Source organism: Streptomyces sp. WMMC1477 (genome assembly GCF_027460245.1).
Lineage (GTDB): Bacteria > Actinomycetota > Actinomycetes > Streptomycetales > Streptomycetaceae > Streptomyces.
In genome coordinates, this window is record NZ_JAPZBD010000003.1 from 1,961,687 (window position 1) to 1,979,430 (window position 17,744).

Sequence of the window (17,744 nt, forward strand, 5' to 3'; positions counted from 1 at the left end):
CTACAACGGCAGCGGCGGCAACTGGGACGCCACGGCCGACCGCTTCAGGCCGACGGCTGGCCGGCTTCCCGCCTGCACCAGTGGTCCTACAACTCGTGGCAGTCCAACCGCACCACCGCCGAGGAGCTGTCCGCCGAGGTGGACCGTCTGCTCGCCGCGACGGGAGCCGCTCAGGTCGACATCGTCACCCACTCCATGGGCGGGCTCTCGTCGCGCTACTACCTCAAGAACCTCGGCGGGACCTCCAAGGTCGACTCCTGGGCCTCACTCGGTGGCCCGAACCACGGCACCGACATGGCCGAGGCCTGCTTCAACACGTCCTGCTTAGAGATGCGGGGGGCTCCGACTTCCTCACCGCCCTCAACTCGGGCGACGAGACCCCCGGAACCTCCCGCTACGCGACCTGGTGGTCCCCCTGTGACGCCGTGATCAGCCCCGACAGCTCCGTGTCGCTGTCCGGCGCCGACAACACCAGGACGTCCTGCCTCAGCCACTCGGACCTGCTCACCGACGCGACGGTGTACGCGGAGACCTGGGACATGGTCAACCGCTGACCCGCACCCCCGGTCGGAGGAGGCCACGCCCCCACGGTGGCCCCTCCGACCCGGCTCTGCTCCCGCACGACGTGGAATCCCCGAACCCGCCCTCGTCGCCATGGATCTGCACGCGGTGATGTGCTGTGCGCTGTGCACGGTGACCTGTACGCGTTGCTGGGCTGCACTGTCTGAGGGGAGTCGAACCCCGCGCTGCCCTTCGCGCGCCAGGAGTGAGCCGGATGAACCGCCGGCTCTCGGTGTGTGCACGCCTCCACGACGACTACCTGCTCCACATCCCGGCTCCTGCCCAGTCTCTCAGTCCAGCAGGTCGGTCCCTTCAGGTGCCCTTCCCACCGCCAGGAGATGGGAGCTCGCTGCCAGCAGCTCGGGATAGGGCTCCGCCAATCGCGCGGCCGTCAGAACCGAGTTGAACAAGTCGTCGGAGGGCGGTCTCCCCGACTGCTGCTCTACTGCCTTGAGAGCGGACCATGCCGGGCCCTCGATGCCGTAGACGTGCACGTCCACGAGCCCGGCGCCCCGGAGTTCTTCCGCAAGCTCTTCCGCACGGTGGAAGTACGCCAGAGTGAAACCGCGTTGCCCGTCGTACACGGCCGTGCGAAGGATGCCCGCAATCGAATCCTGCAGACGCTCGGTATGCAGATGCGCATAGGTGACATGCTCGAACAGTGACGCGTATCGGTTGATCGCCGCTGCGGCCACAAGCCCGCCGGGCTTCACCACACGAGCCGCCTCGGACAGCGCCGACTGCCGGTCCTTGGCATCGGGCAAGTGGTACAAAGGGCCGAGCACCTGGACCACGTCGTACGTGGCGTCCGGGGCGACGAGGTCCCGCGCGTCGCCGAGTGAGGCAGAACACAGCTCTGCCGCCTGTTCCACGTGCCGGGGCACGGGATCGATGAGGTCGACCTCATAGCCATCGGCGATCAACCATCGTGCATGCACCCCGGTGCCGCCGCCAATGTCCAAGACCCTGGCGGGCGCTGCCGGAAGGAACCGGCGCAGGAGCTCCTGCGTACGGAGCAGTTCGAGGCGGCCATCCGCCGACGCACTGAGCCGGGCGTTCTCGTCGACGACGTTGGAGTAGAAGTGCTCGACCTCAGGCGCGAACGGTGGCTTCGACATGGTCGAAGTATCCTGCGCACCGGTGGACCAGTCCAGCGACAGTGATCGAGCGCGGGGAGCCATGGCACTGCTCAAGTACGAGGAAATCGCCGAACATCTACGCTCTCGGATTGCCGCGGGAGAGTTCGGGCCCGGAGAACTTCTTCCGTCCGGTCGTGATCTTGCAGAACGGTGGTCCGTCTCCCGCGCTACGGCCATCAAGGCCATGGACGTTCTCCGTGCCGACGGCGTGGTGGAGGCCCGCCAGGGCACGGGGTTCGTAGTCACGGAAACTCCTGTCGCCAGGCCGGCCGGAGGACGTCACGCAGGAACAACGCGCGTCACCGGCAGCATGCCTTTCCTGCGCGTGGGAGTGCCTGAGTGGACAACCCCTCCGCCACATATCGCTGAGACGCTGAGGTTGGACGCCGGAGCTCAGGCGTTGCGTCGTGCACGTCTTTTGCAGCTACCAGACGGCGGCCAGCACAGCTATGTCGTCGCCTGGTTCCCGCCCGATGTAGCAGAAACATCACCGCGACTGGCACAGTCAGCCCCGATCGCGGAGGGCACAACGCGCTACGTCCGCCGTCAGACTGGCCGATTCCCTGTTGAAGGAGTTGATGTCACGGCCGTGCGCATGGCCACGGACGTGGAAGCGGACCAGTTGGGCCTAACGGAGAGAACCGCCGTAGTCGTCGTTCTGCACACGGCGTACGACCAGGCAGGACGCCCGCTGGTCTGCGAAGAAGGCGTCACTCCCGGTTCGATGTATGAGCGAGTGGACACCTACGCCATGTAGTCGCAGATGCTTCACCAAGCACTTCTCTCGCAATCCTCGACATGACATTCCGTCAACCAGGCGTGACCGTACGGGTTGACTGGACCGGTCCACCGGTCCAGTATGCCTACTGAGGAGATCGCCCTTCCGGCAGCCACTGCGCGGCTGAGCTGTCGTCGAGTACAGGCATGCGATCGGTGCTTCGACCCCGAAGCCCAGAAAAGCGAAGGAGAGAGCCATGAGCGGGTGTGTGGAGTGTGTGCGGTGGCGGCGGGGGGAGGAGGAGGCGAGGCGGCGCGGTGATCACTCGCGGGCGGCGGACTGCCGGGTGCTGCTGCGGCGTCACCGGGCCGCCGGGTGCCCCGGTGGGCGGGGCGCCGAGGGGCGGAGGAGTGGCCGGTGAGGGGGATCGGGGCCGGTGTGGCGCCTGCGCGGCGGGGCGTCCTCGGGGACGCGTGGGCCTGGGAGTTCACGGCGTCGGCGCGGGGGATCGCGCGGCGGCGGCGTGAGGTGGCAGAGGCCGTGCGGGCGTTGGGGGGTGACGTGGAGGCCGTGGCGGTGGCCCGGCTGGGGGTGTCGGAGCTGCTGAGCAACGTGGTGCGGCACGTGCCGGACACGCGGTGCCGGTTGGAGGTCGAGCGGGTCGCCGACGACGTGTGCGTGCGGGTCGTCGACCGGTCGGCGGAACCGCCCGTCGTCTCGGAGCCGGACTGGGACACCGAACGCGGCCGGGGGCTGTGGCTGCTGCGGGAGATGGTCACCGGGTTCGGGCACGCCCGGGCCGGGGGCGGCAAGGCGGTGTGGTTCCGGTGCCCGCTGGACGGAGGCCGGGCGTGAGGAGGGTGTGGGCGTACCGGGCGGAGCTGGTCGCCTACCAGAGCGGGCCGGAGGCGCGGATGTACCACCTGGGCGACGCGTTCGCCCTGCGCCCCGACGAGGTGCAGGGCTGGGCGCGCGAGCGTGCCCTGTGCGTCGCGGAGACGCTGGGCACGGGCGACGACGCCGAGGCCTTCCGGGCCTGGAGCGGTGAGGCGGTGCGGCAGGAGACGCGGCACCGGCTGGAGCGCGGCGAGCCGCTGTTCCGACACCACGTCGGCCGGGACTGTGCCTGGGAGTTGACGCTGCGGCCGGTTCCGGTCGCCGCACGCGAGAACGACGCGACACGGCACGGCACGACACGACGAGAAGGGACACGTCATGGCATGGGGAACGGGTAAGGGCGGCAGTGGCGGCGAGGGCCGGCATGCGGGAGGCAGGGACCCGGGGACGGGTGGAACGCGGGGCTGCTGGCTCACCGGCTGGGCTCGTCGCTGGTCACGTCGGTGGAGGTGGACGAAGGGCTGGCCGCGCGGGCGAGGGGCGCCCTGGCCTCGGTCGGCGTGGAGCCACGGGTCGTCACGGGGGACGGCTCCGTTGTGGTGACGGACGGTGTGGACCGGCTGCTGGCCACGTGCGCGGTGCGGCGCGTGCCGGAACGCTGGCTGTCGGCGGTGGCCCCCGGCGGGGTCGTCCTGACGCCCTGGGAGTCGCCGTGGCTCTGCTTCGGGCTGCTGCGGCTCACCGTACGAGGCGACGGTTCGGCCGACGGACGCTTCCACCCGCACGCGGCGTTCATGCTGATGCGGGGGCAGCGGACCGATCTGCGGATCTTCCGCGACGTCGTCCGCGACGGGCACGTCCCGGAGGAGTCCGCCACGCGCCTGGCGCAGTGGAGCGTGACGGGGGAGCACTGGGCGGCGCGGTTCGCCGTCGGGCTCCAGCTGCCGGACGTGTGGTGCGTCTGGCAGCACGACCCCGGCGTGCCGGGGGTGCGCTCCCGCCTGTGGGTGGCGACGACGGACGCGACGTCCTGGGCCGCGGTCGACGACGCGGGCGCGGCCGCGGGCCCGGCCGGGAGCGCGTTCACGGTCTGGGAGCACGGCTCCCGGCGCCTGTGGCGGGAGGTGGAGTCCGCCCACCGCTGGTGGAGGGAGGCGGGCGGGCCCGGGCCGGGGGATTTCGGCATGACCGTGACGCCGGACGGCCGCCACACCGCCTGGCTGGGTCGCCCCGGGCGGCGGGTGCCGCGTGCCGCGTGACGGGCGGCCGGGGCGGCGCGTTGGTCGGTTGGGCGATCCGGTCGGCGGAAGGAGCGGTGTGGTGGACGACGAGCCGTTGGAGGAGTGGGCGGAACGCCGGGACCGGCGCGTCGGGCGCCTGCGTGCCGTGCACGCTGTCACCGGGGAGGGCCCGCAGGGGGCGCACGTGGATCCCGAGGCGCCGCGCGTCATCGAGCGGTGGAACGGCTACGCGTGGGAGCCGCATCTGTTCGCGGCGAGCCTCGCCGAAGCGAAGGCCGTCCTGTATCCGCCGGCGCAGGAGGCGCCCTCGGGGCGGCCGGAGCGGGGGCCGGAGCGGCAGTCGGAGCGCGGGCCGGAGCCGGGAGGGAGGCCGCTGCGGCCCGGACGCGGAAGGCATCGCAAGCCCCGGCCCGGGGAAGCGGAGGGAGGGCGCTGAACGGGGGCGGAGGACGAGAAGGGCTCAGTAGGTCTTGATCGTCTTCATGGGCAGGTGGGATTCGAGGCGGAGGACGGCGGGGAGGCCGCTGAGCTTGCCGGTGAGGAAGGCCTCGTAGGCGGCGTGGTCGGCGACGGTGACGCGGATGAAGTAGTCGGGGCGGCCGTACATGCGGCGGAACTCGATGACCTCCTCGTAGGCGGCGACGGTGTCCTCGAACTCCTCGACCGTCTTGCGGTCGTTCGCGTAGATCTCGACATCGATGAGGACCTCCAGGCCGCGGCCCAGGGCGGCGGGGTCGATGACGGCGCGGTAGCCGGTGATCACACCGCTCTCCTCCAGCCGCTTGACGCGGCGCAGGCAGGGCGGGGGCGTGAGGCCGACGCGCTTGGCCAGCTCGACGTTGGTCAGCCGACCGTCCTGGCGGAGATGGAAGATAATTTCTCGGTCGATGGCATCGATGCTGATTTCCTTGCTCACATGGCCACCCTAGAGGCATTTTCGGTAACCATATGAGCCGAGATTTTTTCTAAAGTGTCGGCATGGGAGTAAGCACCGCTGTTGTCGACCCGCCGGCCGGTCTCAGCCCTGCGGCACCCGCGTCCCGGGGACGGTCGGAGGCACGGCGGGCGTTCGAGGAGTCCGCCGCCGTCGGCCTCGGGTTCATCCCGCTGGGGGTGGCCTTCGGGGCGCTCGTGACGCAGTCCGGGCTCGACTGGTGGTGGGCGGGCCTGTCGGCCGCGCTGATCTACGGCGGCTCGTTCGAGTTCCTGCTCATCGGCCTGGTCAGCGCCGTCGCACCGCTCACGACGGTCGCCGTCACCGCCTTCCTGGTGAACGTCCGGCACGTCTTCTACGCCCTCTCGTTCCCGCTGCACCGGGTGCGGGGGCGGCTGGGCAAGGCGTACAGCACGTTCGCGCTCACGGACGAGGCCTACGCGCTCACCGGCACGGCGGGGGCGCGCGCGTGGTCGGGGAAGCGGGTGCTGTGCGTGCAGCTGTTCCTGCACCTGTACTGGGTCGGGGGCGCCACGGCGGGCGCGCTGCTCGGGGCGCTCATCCCGGACGGCGTCGTCGGCCTGGAGTTCGCCCTGACGGCGCTGTTCACCGTGCTGGCCCTGGACGCCCTGCGGGAACGGCGGGGCGACCTGCCGACGCCGCTGCTGGCCCTGTCGAGCGCGCTGCTCGCATGGCTGGTCGCACCGGACCAACTGCTGCTCGTGGCCTTCGCGTTGTTCACCGCCGCCCTGCTGGCCCGCCGCGTCGCGCACCGCCGGGAGGCCGGCCGTGCCTGACACCGGATACGCCGTCGCGGCGGTGCTCGTCGCGGCAGCCGTGACCTGGGCCCTGCGCGCCCTGCCGTTCGCGGCCCTCGCTCCGCTTCGGGCGAGCGGCACCGTCCAGTACCTCAGCACCCGGATGCCCGCCGGGGTCATGGTGATCCTCGTCGTCTACTGCCTGCACGACGTCGAGGTCGCGCAGGCCCGCGCCCTCGCCCCGCTGACGGCCCTGGCCGTGACGGTCGCGCTGCACGTGCGGTGGCGCAACGCCCTGTTGAGCATCCTCGGCGGCACGGTCGTGCACGTCACCCTGGCGAGCACGCTGTTCGGCGCCTGACCCGTCTCCGACCGGGCGCGGGACGGCCTCGAAAGGGAGCGGGCACCGCGCGCCGAACGCGAACGCGACCGGGTGTTGCGCGAGGTCTTCCCGCCCTGATGACCGCGGTGACCTGGTCCTACGCGAGGCGTCACCGGACGCGGGGCGGGCCCATCCCGAAGCCGAGCTGACCCCGGCCCGGCCGGTGACAAAGCGATGGCGGGAGCGCGTCAGGGGCCGGTACGGTCCCGCCATGCCCCGAACAGCCGAGCCCGGCCTCTCCAGTACCCCTGTCACCGCCGACGACGTCGACCTCGTCGTACGACTGGCCGTAGCCGCCCTCCGCGACGTGGCCCCGACCGCGTGGGACGGCAAGGCGGGTTCGCTGGAGTGGGACTGCTGGGAGACGGTCGAGCACCTCAGCGACGACCTCTTCGCCTACGCCGTGCAACTGGGCCCGAGGACACCCCCCGTGGACAGCGAGGTGCCCATCGCGTGGGAGAGCCGACGACCAGGCGGCCCGGAGACGACGATTCGCGTGAACCGGGAGGCGGGAACCGCCGGCCTGCTCCAGGCGCTGGAGGCGAGCGGCGCGCTGCTGGCCGCCATGGTGCGCACGGCACCGCCGCAGACCCGCGCGTACCACGTGTTCGGCGTGTCCGACCCCGAGGGATTCGCGGCGATGGGCGTCGTGGAGACCCTCGCCCACGTCCACGACCTGGCGCAGGGGCTGGAACTGGCCTGGACGCCGCCGGCCGAGCTGTGCGAGCGCGTGCTCACCCGCTTGTTTCCCGAGGCGCCCCGGGACACGGAACCCTGGCCAACCCTGCTGTGGGCCACCGGTCGCGCCGAACTGCCCGGGCGGCCTCGCCTGACCAGCTGGCGCTGGAACGGAACGCCCCGCGCGTAGAAGGAGACGTCGCCACTCCGCCCGGTCTGGCCGAACTCGCCGTGCCTCTCTCCGAAACAGGGCCAATCCGTCGAAATCGCTAACATGGGCCGCATGACGGACAACCCATCGGAGAGGCCACGACTGCTGTCGGGCGGCAATCCGCAGATCCCCAAGGGTGACGGGGACGAGGTCGTGCGGAGCTATGTCGAGGCGATGCCGGGCTGGAAGCGCGGGGTCGGCCGCCGTCTGGACGAGCTCGTCGTCCGCACCGTGCCGGGCGTGCGGAAGGCGGTCCGGTGGAACTCACCGTTCTACGGTGTAGACGGCAACGGATGGTTCCTCAGCTTCCACTGCTTCACCCGCTATGTGAAGGTCACCTGGCTCAACGGCTCCTCTCTGGACCCGCTGCCCGCTGGCAGGTCCAGGCACGAGCACGTGCGTTACCTGGACATCCACGAGGACAGCGACATCGACGAGGGCCTGCTGACGAGCTGGATCCGCCAGGCCGCCGCCCTTCCCGGCGACGATCTGTTCTGAGCCGACCGGCCAGGCGTGGCGATGCGGCCCTACCCGCCTTCCCGGGGACGGCCGACGCTGCCTCGACCGGCGTCCCGGCCCCGCCGCCGGACGCCGGGACGACGACGGTGGCGTGGGCCTCGGGCACGATGACGGTCCAGGACATCGGTCCGCTCGCCCGGGCAGCGCCGGGCGCGCTCGCCCGGCCCCGGGGCCGGCGGGCCGCGAACGCACGGGCGAGGACGGGAAGACGCGCATGAACGCATTCACCCTGCATCCGATCGGGCATGTCGAGTCGGCGCTCAAGGACCGGGCGGCGGCGCCGCGTCAGCCCGACGAGGGCGCCCCGGACGCCTGGCTCGTCTTCGACGACGCCTACCTCCCCGCGCTGGACGGCCTCGTCCCGGGCACCGACGTGCTGCTGCTCACCTGGCTCCACGGCGCCGATCGCCACACGCTCACGGTCCGTCCACGCGACGAGGCCACCCGTCCGCTCACGGGGGTCTTCGCCACCCGTTCCCCCGACCGCCCCAACCCGATCGGCCTGCACCGAGTCCACATCCTGTCGGCGGCGGGTTCACGCGTCCACGTCCGGAACCTCGAAGCCATCGACGCGACCCCGATCCTGGACGTCAAGCCTCTCCTGACCCGCGACCGCTGAGACGTGCCCCAGGGGGCATGCCGCGGAGGACACAACTACGGCGTACCGGCCGGTAGAAGGTCCCGGCGTCAGTATGTTGAGCGGCGCTCCAGCTCAACACGCTGACAAACAGGGGACTTTCTTGCCCAAGCGCCACTGCCTCATAGCCGTTGCCGCCGTCCTCGGCCTGGCCGTCACCGCGTGCTCTCCCGAGGAGACCGACACGGGGCCGTCGTCCAGCCCGAGCGCCACGACGTCGGCCAGCCCCAGCCCGGTCGGCACGCCCGACCCGACGCCGTCACCCGCGTCGACGATGCCCAAGCTCATCGGTCTTGAGTTCGGGGAGGCCGAGGACCGGGTCGAGTCCCTTGTCAGTACCGCGCTCGAAGCCCACAGCGCCTACAGCGACGTCGATCTCCCGGCCGAGCACCAGGACTGGACGGTCTGTTTCCAGAGCCCGGAGGCCGACACGCCGCTGAACGCCGACTCCTCCAGCGCCGAGGTGCACCTGGTCGCGCCGGAGACGGACTGCCCCGGGGACAAGGGCACCAGGCTGCACTCCCCGACGCCCACTCCCGTCGAGAGCTCCCCGTCCTCCGACAGCTCGTCCACCGGTTCCTCCTCCGGCGGCTCCGGCGGCTCCGGCGGCTCCGGCGGCTCCGGCGGCTCCGGCGGCTCCGGCGGCTCCGGCGGCTCCGACAGCGCTTACTACCGGAACTGCGACGCCGTGCGCGCGGCGGGAGCCGCCCCGCTCCACCGGGGAAGCCCCGGCTACCGGGCGGGGCTCGACGCCGACGGGGACGGCGTCGCGTGCGAGCCGTACTGGTCCTCCTCCGGCGGCTCGACCTCCGGCGGCTCGACCTCCGGCTCCGGCGGGGGCGGCAGCGTGTACTACGAGAACTGCTCGGCCGCCCGGGCCGCGGGCGCGGCACCGGTGTACGCCGGACAGCCCGGGTACGGGCGCCACCTGGACCGGGACGGCGACGGCGTGGGCTGCGAGTAGCGGTCGGGCCGCCGCGTCGTCGCGTGACGGGAGCCGGTGCCCGGGGGCACGGCTCCCGTCAGCGCGCGGCCGGCTCGGCGGCCAGGGCTTGGTCGAGGAGGGTGGCCCACTGGGTGACGACACGGGCGCGGCGGGCGCTGTCGTCGGTCAGGAGGTTGGCGAGGCCCAGGCCGCGGGCCATGTCGAGGAGGCCCTGGACGGTCTCGCGGACGCCGGGGACGGACTCGTCGGCGCCGAGGACGTGCAGGGCCATGCGGTGGGTCTCGCGGCCGATGCGGGCTTCCAGATCGGTGACCCGGGGGCGGAGCTGGGGTTCGTTGGACGCGGCGACCCAGAGGTGGAGGGCGGCGCGGAAGAGGGGGCCGGTGTAGAGGCCGACGAGGGCGTCGACGGCGGCGTGGGTGCCGCCCCGGCCGGGGCGGTCGTCGTCGCCGTCGCCCGTCAGCGCGCGCAGTTCGGCGGAGCGCTGTTCGGCGACGTACTCGACGGCGGCGGTGAAGAGGTCCTCGCGGGTCGGGAAGTGGTGCTGGGCGGCGCCCCGGGAGACGCCGGCGTGCTCGGCGACGACGGTGACCGTGCTGCCCGACCAGCCGTGCTCGGCCAGGCAGGTCACGGCCGACTCCAGCAGGCGCTGCCGGGTGGCCCGGCTGCGGTCCTGCTTCGGTGTCGTCACTGCGCCCATTCCGGGTCCCGTCGTTCGAGGAATGCCGTCATGCCCTCGCGGGCCTCGGCCGAGCCGAACAGCCGCGCGGACAGCTCTGTGAGGCTACCGGCATCCCGGTCGAAGGCGCGCAGCACCTCGGCGGTGACCAGCTGTTTGGCGGCCGCGAGGCCCTGGGGGGAGCAGCGGCGCAGGGAGTCGAGGACGGGGGTGAGGGCGGCGTCGACGTCGTCGGCAGCCTGGGTGACCAGGCCCATGCGGGCGGCCTCGGCGGCGTCGAAGCGTTCCCCGGTGAGGTAGTACCGGGTGGCGGCACGGGGTTCGAGGCGGGGCAGGAGCGGGAGGGAGATGACGGCGGGGGCGACGCCGATGCGCACCTCGCTGAAGGCGAAGGAGGACGACGGGGTCGCGGCGCAGGAGATGTCGCAGGCGCCGAGGAGGCCGAGCCCGCCGCCGCGCACGTGCCCGGTGACGCGGCCGAGGACGGGCTTGGGCAGCTCGACCAGGGCGCGCAGCAGCGCGACGAGGTCCTCGGGGGTGCCGCCCCGGCCGCTGAGGTCGGCGCCGGAGCAGAAGGTGTTGCCGGTGTGCGTGAGGAGGACGGCGCGGACGGTGGCGTCGGCGGCGGCCCGCTCAAGGGCCTGGCGCAGCTCGGTCATCAGGGGGAGCGAGAGCGCGTTGCGGTTGTGGGGTGAGTCGAGGGTGAGGATGCGGACCCCGCGCTCGTCGGCGCTGAGCACGAGGTCCTTCTCGTCGGCCCGGGAGTTCATGGAAGGGGGCTCCTCAGTAGGACTTGGGCAGGCCGAGGGACTGGTGGGAGACGTAGTTGAGGATCATCTCCCGGCTGACCGGCGCGACGCGGGCGACGCGGGCGGCGTTGATGAGCGCGGCGAGGCCGAACTCGGTGCTGAGCCCGTTGCCGCCGAGGGTGTGGACGGCCTGGTCGACGGCCTTGATGTTGGCCTCGGCGGCGGCGTACTTGGCCATGTTGGCGGCCTCGCCGGCGCCGACGTCGTCGCCCGCGTCGTAGAGGGCGGCGGCCTTGGTCGTCATGAGGCGGGCGAGTTCGAGCTCGATGTGGGCCTGGGCGAGGGGGTGGGCGATGGCCTGGTGGGCGCCGATGGGCTGCTTCCAGACGCTGCGGCCCCGGGCGTACGCGACGGCCTGGTCGAGGGCGAAGCGGCCCATGCCGAGGGCGAAGGCGGCGGTCATGATGCGCTCGGGGTTGAGCCCGGCGAAGAGCTGGAGGAGCCCGGCGTCCTCGTCGCCGACGAGCGCGTGGGCGGGCAGCCGGACGTCGTCGAGGACGAGTTCGAACTGCTTCTCGGGCGCCTGGAGGTCCATGGGGATGAGGTTGCGCTGGAAGCCGGGGGTGTCGCGGGGGACGACGAAGAGGCAGGGCTTGAGCTTGCCGGTGCGGGCGTCCTCGGTGCGGCCGACGACGAGGGTGGACCCGGCGATGTCCACGCCGGAGACGAAGACCTTGCGGCCGGTGAGCAGCCAGTCGCCGGTGGCCTCGTCGCGGCGGGCGGTGGTGGTGATGCGGTGGCTGTTGGAGCCGGCGTCGGGCTCGGTGATGCCGAAGGCCATCTTGGCGCTGCCGTCGGCGAGTCCGGGCAGCCAGCGGCGCTTCTGCTCCTCGGTGCCGAAGCGGGCGATGACGGTGCCGCAGATGGCGGGCGAGACGACCATCATGAGCAGCGGGCAGCCCGCCGCGCCCAGTTCCTCCAGGACGGCCCACAGTTCGCGCATGCCGCGGCCCCCGCCGCCGTACTCCTCGGGAAGGTTGACGCCGAGGAACCCGAGCTTCCCCGCCTCGGCCCACAGTTCGTCGGTGTGCCGGCCCTCGCGGGTGACGGTCTCGAAGTACGTCCGGCCGTAGCTCCGTCCGAGGGCGGCTACGGCGGCTCGGAGGTCCGTCAGCTCCTGCGACTCGACCAGTGCGGTGTCCATCAGGGCTTCTCCTCGGGCTCATGGGGTGGCGCGGGCTCCGGTGCGTGGCGCTGTTCCTGGGGGTCCTGGGGCTCCTGGGTCTCCTCGGGGTCCTGGGGCTCCTGGGTGAGGACGGCGAGGAGCGCGCCGACGTCGACCTGGCGGCCGGGCTCGGCGTGCAGGGCGGTGAGCGTGCCGGGGGCGGGGGCGGTGACGAGGTGCTCCATCTTCATGGCCTCCAGCCACAGCAGCGGCTGCCCCTCGGCGACGGCGTCCCCGACGGCCAGGCCCTCGGCGACGCGGACGACGGTGCCGGGCATGGGCGCGAGGAGCGAGCCGGGCTCGGTGCGGGCCGTGGGCTCGGGGAAGCGGGGCAGGGCGGTGAAGGCGTGGGCGCCGAGCGGGGAGTCGACGTGGACGGTGTCCCCGTCGGTACCGGGGTAGGCCGCGACGTCGAAGGGCCGCCGGACGCCGTCGACGTCGAGCACGACCCGTCCGGGTTCGGCGTGCAGCAGCCGGACGCCGGGGAAGCCCTCGGCGCGCGGCCCGTCCCGGGTGGGCAGGTAGGCGATCTCGTGCTCGGTGCCGTCCGCGCCGACCCGGTAGGTCTTGCGCTGCGGCTGCGAGGGGACGTTGCGCCAGCCGCCGATGCCGAACCGGCCGCCGGCGCCGTCGGCGAGGGCGGCGGCGAGCGCGGCGAGGGCCTGGCCTGTGCCGTCGTCCTCGGGGGCCGTGAGCTCGGCGAGGTGGCGCTCGTAGAAGCCGGTGTCGAGGTGCCCGGCGGTGAACTCGGGATGGCGCAGGGAGCGGACGAGCAGCTCCCGGTTGGTGACGGGGCCGTGGACGCGGGCCCGGCCGAGGGCGTGGGCGAGAGCGCGGGTGGCCTCGGCGCGGGTGGGCGCCCAGGCGATCACCTTGGCGAGCATGGGGTCGTAGTGCGGGCTGACGACGTCGCCGTCCCGCACGCCGGTGTCGAGCCGCACGCCGGAGTCGCCGGGGCCGCCGGTTCCGCGCTGGGCGGCGCCGGGGACGGCGAGGCGGTGCAGGGTGCCGGTCTGGGGCTGCCAGCCGCGGGCCGGGTCCTCGGCGTAGAGGCGGGCCTCGACGGCGTGGCCGCGCGGGGCCGGGGGCTCCGGCTCCAGCGCGTGCCCTTCGGCGACGCGGAGCTGGAGGGCGACGAGGTCGACGCCGTGGACGGCCTCGGTGACGGGGTGCTCGACCTGGAGGCGGGTGTTCATCTCCAGGAAGCAGGGCCGCCCGTCGGGGGCGAGCAGGAACTCGACGGTGCCCGCGCCCACGTACGCCACGGCGCGGGCGGCCTCGACGGCGGCGGTGTGGAGGACGCCGCGCAGCTCCTCGGTGAGGCCGGGCGCCGGGGCCTCCTCGATGACCTTCTGGTGGCGGCGTTGCAGGGAGCAGTCCCGGGTGCCCAGCGCCCAGACGGTGCCGTGGGTGTCGGCGAGGATCTGCACCTCCACGTGCCGGCCGCGTTCGACGTACGGTTCGACGAAGACCTCGCCGTCCCCGAAGGCGGCCGCGGCCTCCGCGCGGGCGGCGGCGATCGCGCCGGGCAGGGCGTCGAGTTCGCGGACGACGCGCATGCCCCGGCCGCCGCCGCCCGCCGCGGCCTTGACGAGGACGGGCAGGTCCGCGGCGGTGACGGCGGCCGGGTCGAGGGGCTCCAGCAGCGGCACTCCGGCGGCCCGCATCAGCTCCTTGGCGCGGGTCTTGGAGGCCATGGCCTCGACGGCCTCCGGCGGCGGCCCGACCCACACCAGCCCGGCGTCCGTGACGGCGCGGGCGAAGTCGGCGTTCTCGGAGAGGAATCCGTAGCCGGGGTGGACGGCGTCGGCCCCGGCGGCGAGCGCGGCCTTGACCACCAGGTCGCCGCGCAGGTACGTCTCCGCCGGGGTGTCGCCGGGCAGCCGGACGGCGGCGTCGGCCTCGCTGACGTGCAGGGCTCCGGCGTCGGCGTCGGAGTGCACGGCGACGGTGGCGACGCCCAGCTCGCGGCAGGTGCGGAAGATCCGGCAGGCGATCTCGCCGCGGTTGGCGGCCAGCAGTGACGTGACGGTCATCGTCTTCTCCACAGCCCTCACACCCCTCACATCCGGAAGACGCCGAAGCCACCGCGCGCGCCCTCGACGGGCGCGGTGTGGATGGCGGACAGGCACAGCCCGAGGACGGTGCGGGTGTCCCGGGGGTCGATGACGCCGTCGTCGTAGAGGCGCCCGGACAGGAACATCGGCAGCGACTCGGACTCGATCTGCTGCTCGACCATGGCGCGCAGGGCCGCGTCACCCTCCTCGTCGTACGGCCTGCCCTTGGCCGCCGCCGACTCCCGCATGACGATCGACAGCACCCCGGCGAGCTGCTGCGGCCCCATGACGGCGGACTTGGCGCTGGGCCAGGCGAACAGGAACCGGGGGTCGTAGGCGCGGCCGCACATGCCGTAGTGCCCGGCGCCGTAGCTGGCCCCGAGGAGCACGGAGAGATGCGGGACCCGCGAGTTGGACACCGCGTTGATCATCATGGCCCCGTGCTTGATGATCCCGCCCTGCTCGTACTCCCTGCCGACCATGTAGCCGGTGGTGTTGTGGAGGAACAGCAGCGGGACGTCGCGCTGGTTGGCCAGCTGGATGAACTGGGCGGCCTTCTGGGACTCCTCGCTGAACAGCACGCCGCGCGCGTTGGCGAGGACGCCGACGGGGTAGCCGTGCACCCGCGCCCAGCCGGTGACGAGGCTCGGCCCGTAGCGGGGCTTGAACGCGTCGAAGTCGGAGCCGTCGACGACGCGGGCGATGACCTCGTGCGGGTCGAACGGCGCCTTGAGGTCGGCCGGGACGAGGCCGAGCAGCTCCTCCCCGTCGTACTTCGGCGGCTCGGCGGGCGGTGGGTCGGCGTGTGCCTTGCGGTGGTTGAGGCGGGCGACGACGCGCCGGGCCTGGCGGAGGGCGTCCGGCTCGTCCTCGGCGAAGTGGTCGGCGAGCCCGGAGACGCGGGCGTGCATGTCGGCGCCGCCCAGCTCCTCGTCGTCCGCGACCTCGCCGGTGGCCATCTTGACCAGCGGCGGCCCGCCGAGGAAGACCTTCGCCCGCTCCTTGACCATGATGACGTGGTCCGACATGCCGGGGATGTAGGCGCCGCCCGCCGTCGAGTTGCCGAACACGACGGCGACGGTGGGGATTCCGGCGGCGGACAGCCGGGTGAGGTCCCGGAACAGGGCCCCGCCGGGGATGAAGATCTCCTTCTGGCTGGGCAGGTCCGCGCCGCCGGACTCGACGAGGCTCACGCACGGCAGCCGGTTGGCGTGGGCGATCTCGTTGGCCCGCAGCGCCTTCCTCAGCGTCCACGGATTGCTGGCGCCACCGCGCACCGTCGGGTCGTTGGCGGTGATCAGGCACTCGACGCCCGCGATGACGCCGATGCCGGTGACGAGCGACGCGCCCACGGTGTAGTCGCTGCCCCAGGCGGCCAGCGGCGAGAGTTCGAGGAACGGTGTGTCGGGGTCGACGAGCAGCTCGACGCGCTCGCGGGCCGTCAGCTTGCCGCGCTCGCGGTGCCGGGCGACGTACTTCTCGCCGCCGCCCGCGACGGCCTTGGCGTGCTCGGCGTCCAGCTCCGCCAGCTTCTCCAGCATCGCCGCGCGGCGGGCGGCGTACTCGGGCGCGGCGGTGTCGAGCGCGGTGGGCAGGACGGTCACAGCAGCACCTCGGGTATCTCCAGGTGGCGGGCGCGCAGCCACTCCCCCACGGCCTTCGCCTGCGGGTCGAAGCGGGCCTGCGCGGCCACACCCTCCCCGAGCAGACCGTCGACGACGAAGTTGAGCGCCCGGAGGTTGGGCAGGACGTGACGGGTGACGGGCAGGCCGGCCGTCTCGGGCAGCAGGGCCCGGAGGCGTTCGACGGTCAGGGTGTGGGCGAGCCAGCGCCAGGCGTCCTCGTCCCGGGCCCACACACCGACGTTGGCGCTGCCGCCCTTGTCGCCGCTGCGGGCCCCGGCCACGGCGCCGAGCGGGGCCCGGCGGGTGGGCAGCCCGGGCGGCAGCGGCGCGGGTAGCGCGGGCTCCGCCACGGCGGCGGCCCGGTCCTCGCGCACCGGTGGCGCCGGGACCGCGACGCGGGAGCCGTCCGGCAGGACGGCGGTGTGCGGCACCTCGGCGGCGGGCAGGAAGGCTGCCTCGAAGACGCCGTAGGGCGCGCCCCTGCCGGGCGGGGCCGTCAGATGGAACCCGGGGACGCTGGCGAGGGCCAGCTCCACGGCCGCCCCGCTCACCGCCCGCCCGACCGCCTCCGGGCGGCGGTCCCGGAGCACCAGGCGCAGCAGCGCGCTCGCCTCCTCCTGGACGTCGGCGTCGGCCCGGTCCGTGCGGGCCAGGGTCCAGCTCACGTGCTCGGGGCGGGCCCCGGCCCGGTCGAGGGCTGCCTCCAACTGCTCGCGGACGGCGGCGGCCTTGGCCTCCACGTCGAGCCCGGTGAGCACGAAGACCACCTCGTTGCGGTGCCCGCCCAGCCGCGTCAGACCCACCTTGACGGTGTCGGGCGGGGCCTCGCCCCGTACCCCGTCGATGCGTACCCGGTCGGGGCCGTCCGCCGTGAGCCGTACCGTGTCGAGCCGCGCCGTGACGTCCGGGCCGAGGTAGCGCGGGCCCGCCGTCTCGTAAAGCAGCTGCGCGGTGACGGTGCCCACGGTGACGCCGCCCCCGGTGCCGGGGTGCTTGGTGATGACGCTGCCGCCGTCCGCCGCCACCTCGGCCAGCGGGAAGCCGTAGGGCGGTCCGCCCGGCAGTTCGCGCCAGAACGCGTAGTTGCCCCCGGTGGCCTGGGTGCCGCACTCCAGCACGTGCCCGGCGACCACGGCTCCGGCCAGCGCGTCCAGCTCCTTCGGGCCCCAGTTGTGGTACCAGGCCGCCGCCCCGCTGACCAGGGCCGCGTCCGTCACCCTCCCGGTGACGACGACGTCCGCTCCGGCCCGCAGGCACGCGGTGATCCCGGCCCCGCCCAGGTAGGCGTTGGCGGTGAGCACGCCCTCGCCCCACCCCCGGCCCAGGACGTCGTCCCCCTCGACGTGGGCGACCCGCGCGGGCACCCCCACCCGTTCCGCCAGCTCCCGTACGGCGCCGGCCAGCCCGGCCGGGTTGAGCCCGCCCGCGTTGACGACCAGCCTGACCCCGCGCTCCCGGGCCAGCCCGAGCCCGTTCTCCAGCTGCCGCAGGAACGTGCGGGCGTAACCCCGGTCCGGGTCCTTCAGCCGGTCCCGGCCGAGGATCAGCATCGTCAGCTCGGCCAGGTAGTCACCGGTGAGGACGTCGAGCGGGCCCCCGGTGAGCATCTCCTCGACCGCGTCGAACCGGTCCCCGTAGAAGCCCGAAGCATTGCCGATCCGCACCACGCGGCTCTCCCTCCCTGAAGGCATCGCCAGCGTGGCAGCCCGAGGAGAAACAAGCAAGCATGCTTGCTGGATTTTCTCACCGCCACCACCACGGAAATCGCGTTGCGGACCGGAACGGCACTCGGGTAGACCTGACGCCCGGAACCCCGCCACGCCACCAGGGCCGCGGGCACGACAGCGA

The 17,744-nt window shown here is 73.2% G+C and carries 20 protein-coding genes and 1 pseudogene; 13 read left to right on the top strand and 8 right to left on the bottom strand.

The window, feature by feature from the left end:
* Window positions 1–195: 195 nt before the first annotated feature.
* Together O7609_RS08910 and O7609_RS08915 are read left to right on the top strand one after the other, a co-directional pair.
* Window positions 196–429: an esterase/lipase family protein gene (locus O7609_RS08910; RefSeq protein WP_269737079.1), complete on the top strand. Its 234-nt coding sequence runs from the start codon at window positions 196–198 to the stop codon at window positions 427–429.
* Complete coding sequence (locus O7609_RS08915) at window positions 426–554, top strand: hypothetical protein (protein ID WP_269734403.1); 129 nt, start codon at window positions 426–428, stop codon at window positions 552–554. Before O7609_RS08910 ends, O7609_RS08915 begins: the two co-directional genes overlap by 4 nt.
* Before the next feature lie 297 nt (window positions 555–851).
* Here O7609_RS08915 and O7609_RS08920 read toward each other — a convergent pair whose 3' ends face one another.
* Window positions 852–1,679, bottom strand: a complete 828-nt coding sequence (locus O7609_RS08920; RefSeq protein ID WP_269734404.1) for a class I SAM-dependent methyltransferase — start codon at window positions 1,677–1,679, stop codon at window positions 852–854.
* A gap of 61 nt (window positions 1,680–1,740) precedes the next feature.
* Between O7609_RS08920 and O7609_RS08925 the strand changes: the two genes are divergently transcribed.
* The 5 genes and pseudogenes from O7609_RS08925 (at window position 1,741) to O7609_RS08945 (ending at window position 4,932) form a co-directional block, all read left to right on the top strand.
* Complete coding sequence (locus O7609_RS08925) at window positions 1,741–2,457, top strand: GntR family transcriptional regulator (RefSeq protein WP_269734405.1); 717 nt, start codon at window positions 1,741–1,743, stop codon at window positions 2,455–2,457.
* Window positions 2,458–2,856: 399 nt separating this feature from the next.
* Window positions 2,857–3,273: an ATP-binding protein gene (locus tag O7609_RS08930; RefSeq protein WP_269743389.1), complete on the top strand. Its 417-nt coding sequence runs from the start codon at window positions 2,857–2,859 to the stop codon at window positions 3,271–3,273.
* Entirely contained in the window at window positions 3,270–3,653 is a 384-nt protein-coding gene (locus O7609_RS08935; protein WP_269734407.1) for a hypothetical protein, read from the top strand. Before O7609_RS08930 ends, O7609_RS08935 begins: the two co-directional genes overlap by 4 nt.
* A 51-nt stretch (window positions 3,654–3,704) precedes the next feature.
* Window positions 3,705–4,514, top strand: a pseudogene (locus O7609_RS08940) (methyltransferase domain-containing protein); the annotation flags it as partial.
* Window positions 4,515–4,575: 61 nt separating this feature from the next.
* Window positions 4,576–4,932 carry a DUF6087 family protein gene (locus O7609_RS08945; RefSeq protein WP_269743390.1) on the top strand — a complete coding sequence of 119 codons (357 nt, stop codon included), beginning with the start codon at window positions 4,576–4,578 and terminating at the stop codon, window positions 4,930–4,932.
* Between the two features lie 24 nt (window positions 4,933–4,956).
* Here O7609_RS08945 and O7609_RS08950 read toward each other — a convergent pair whose 3' ends face one another.
* Entirely contained in the window at window positions 4,957–5,412 is a 456-nt protein-coding gene (locus tag O7609_RS08950; protein ID WP_269734410.1) for an Lrp/AsnC family transcriptional regulator, read from the bottom strand.
* A 62-nt stretch (window positions 5,413–5,474) separates the two neighbouring features.
* Here O7609_RS08950 and O7609_RS08955 point away from each other — a divergent pair, with 62 nt between their 5' ends.
* The 6 genes from O7609_RS08955 (at window position 5,475) to O7609_RS24600 (ending at window position 9,579) form a co-directional block, all read left to right on the top strand.
* Window positions 5,475–6,227 carry an AzlC family ABC transporter permease gene (locus tag O7609_RS08955; protein ID WP_269743391.1) on the top strand — a complete coding sequence of 251 codons (753 nt, stop codon included), beginning with the start codon at window positions 5,475–5,477 and terminating at the stop codon, window positions 6,225–6,227.
* Entirely contained in the window at window positions 6,220–6,549 is a 330-nt protein-coding gene (locus O7609_RS08960) for a branched-chain amino acid transporter permease (protein ID WP_269734412.1), read from the top strand. Before O7609_RS08955 ends, O7609_RS08960 begins: the two co-directional genes overlap by 8 nt.
* Window positions 6,550–6,781: 232 nt before the next feature.
* Window positions 6,782–7,438: a hypothetical protein gene (locus O7609_RS08965; protein WP_269743392.1), complete on the top strand. Its 657-nt coding sequence runs from the start codon at window positions 6,782–6,784 to the stop codon at window positions 7,436–7,438.
* Window positions 7,439–7,531: 93 nt separating this feature from the next.
* Window positions 7,532–7,957, top strand: a complete 426-nt coding sequence (locus O7609_RS08970; RefSeq protein ID WP_269734414.1) for a DUF1801 domain-containing protein — start codon at window positions 7,532–7,534, stop codon at window positions 7,955–7,957.
* 235 nt (window positions 7,958–8,192) lie between these two features.
* Window positions 8,193–8,597, top strand: coding sequence for a tRNA (N6-threonylcarbamoyladenosine(37)-N6)-methyltransferase TrmO (gene tsaA, locus O7609_RS08975; RefSeq protein WP_269734415.1), 405 nt, complete (start codon window positions 8,193–8,195; stop codon window positions 8,595–8,597).
* 121 nt (window positions 8,598–8,718) lie between these two features.
* Window positions 8,719–9,579 (top strand): excalibur calcium-binding domain-containing protein, encoded by an 861-nt coding sequence (locus O7609_RS24600; protein WP_332330042.1) that lies wholly within the window; start codon window positions 8,719–8,721, stop codon window positions 9,577–9,579.
* Between the two features lie 58 nt (window positions 9,580–9,637).
* Here O7609_RS24600 and O7609_RS08990 read toward each other — a convergent pair whose 3' ends face one another.
* The 6 genes from O7609_RS08990 to O7609_RS09015 are packed head-to-tail and all read right to left on the bottom strand — an operon-like array spanning window position 9,638 to window position 17,587.
* Window positions 9,638–10,261 (bottom strand): TetR/AcrR family transcriptional regulator, encoded by a 624-nt coding sequence (locus O7609_RS08990; protein ID WP_269743393.1) that lies wholly within the window; start codon window positions 10,259–10,261, stop codon window positions 9,638–9,640.
* A complete protein-coding gene (locus O7609_RS08995; RefSeq protein ID WP_269743394.1) occupies window positions 10,249–11,010 on the bottom strand; it encodes an enoyl-CoA hydratase family protein in 762 nt (253 codons plus the stop codon). Before O7609_RS08995 ends, O7609_RS08990 begins: the two co-directional genes overlap by 13 nt.
* Window positions 11,011–11,023: 13 nt before the next feature.
* Complete coding sequence (locus O7609_RS09000) at window positions 11,024–12,193, bottom strand: acyl-CoA dehydrogenase family protein (protein ID WP_269734419.1); 1,170 nt, start codon at window positions 12,191–12,193, stop codon at window positions 11,024–11,026.
* Entirely contained in the window at window positions 12,193–14,250 is a 2,058-nt protein-coding gene (locus O7609_RS09005) for an acetyl/propionyl/methylcrotonyl-CoA carboxylase subunit alpha (RefSeq protein WP_269743395.1), read from the bottom strand. Before O7609_RS09005 ends, O7609_RS09000 begins: the two co-directional genes overlap by 1 nt.
* 26 nt (window positions 14,251–14,276) lie before the next feature.
* The gene (locus O7609_RS09010) at window positions 14,277–15,875 is read right to left on the bottom strand and encodes an acyl-CoA carboxylase subunit beta (RefSeq protein ID WP_269734421.1); all 1,599 of its coding nucleotides are present in this window, start codon (window positions 15,873–15,875) and stop codon (window positions 14,277–14,279) included.
* A complete protein-coding gene (locus O7609_RS09015) occupies window positions 15,872–17,587 on the bottom strand; it encodes an acyclic terpene utilization AtuA family protein (protein WP_269743396.1) in 1,716 nt (571 codons plus the stop codon). Before O7609_RS09015 ends, O7609_RS09010 begins: the two co-directional genes overlap by 4 nt.
* Between the last annotated feature and the right edge of the window lie 157 nt (window positions 17,588–17,744).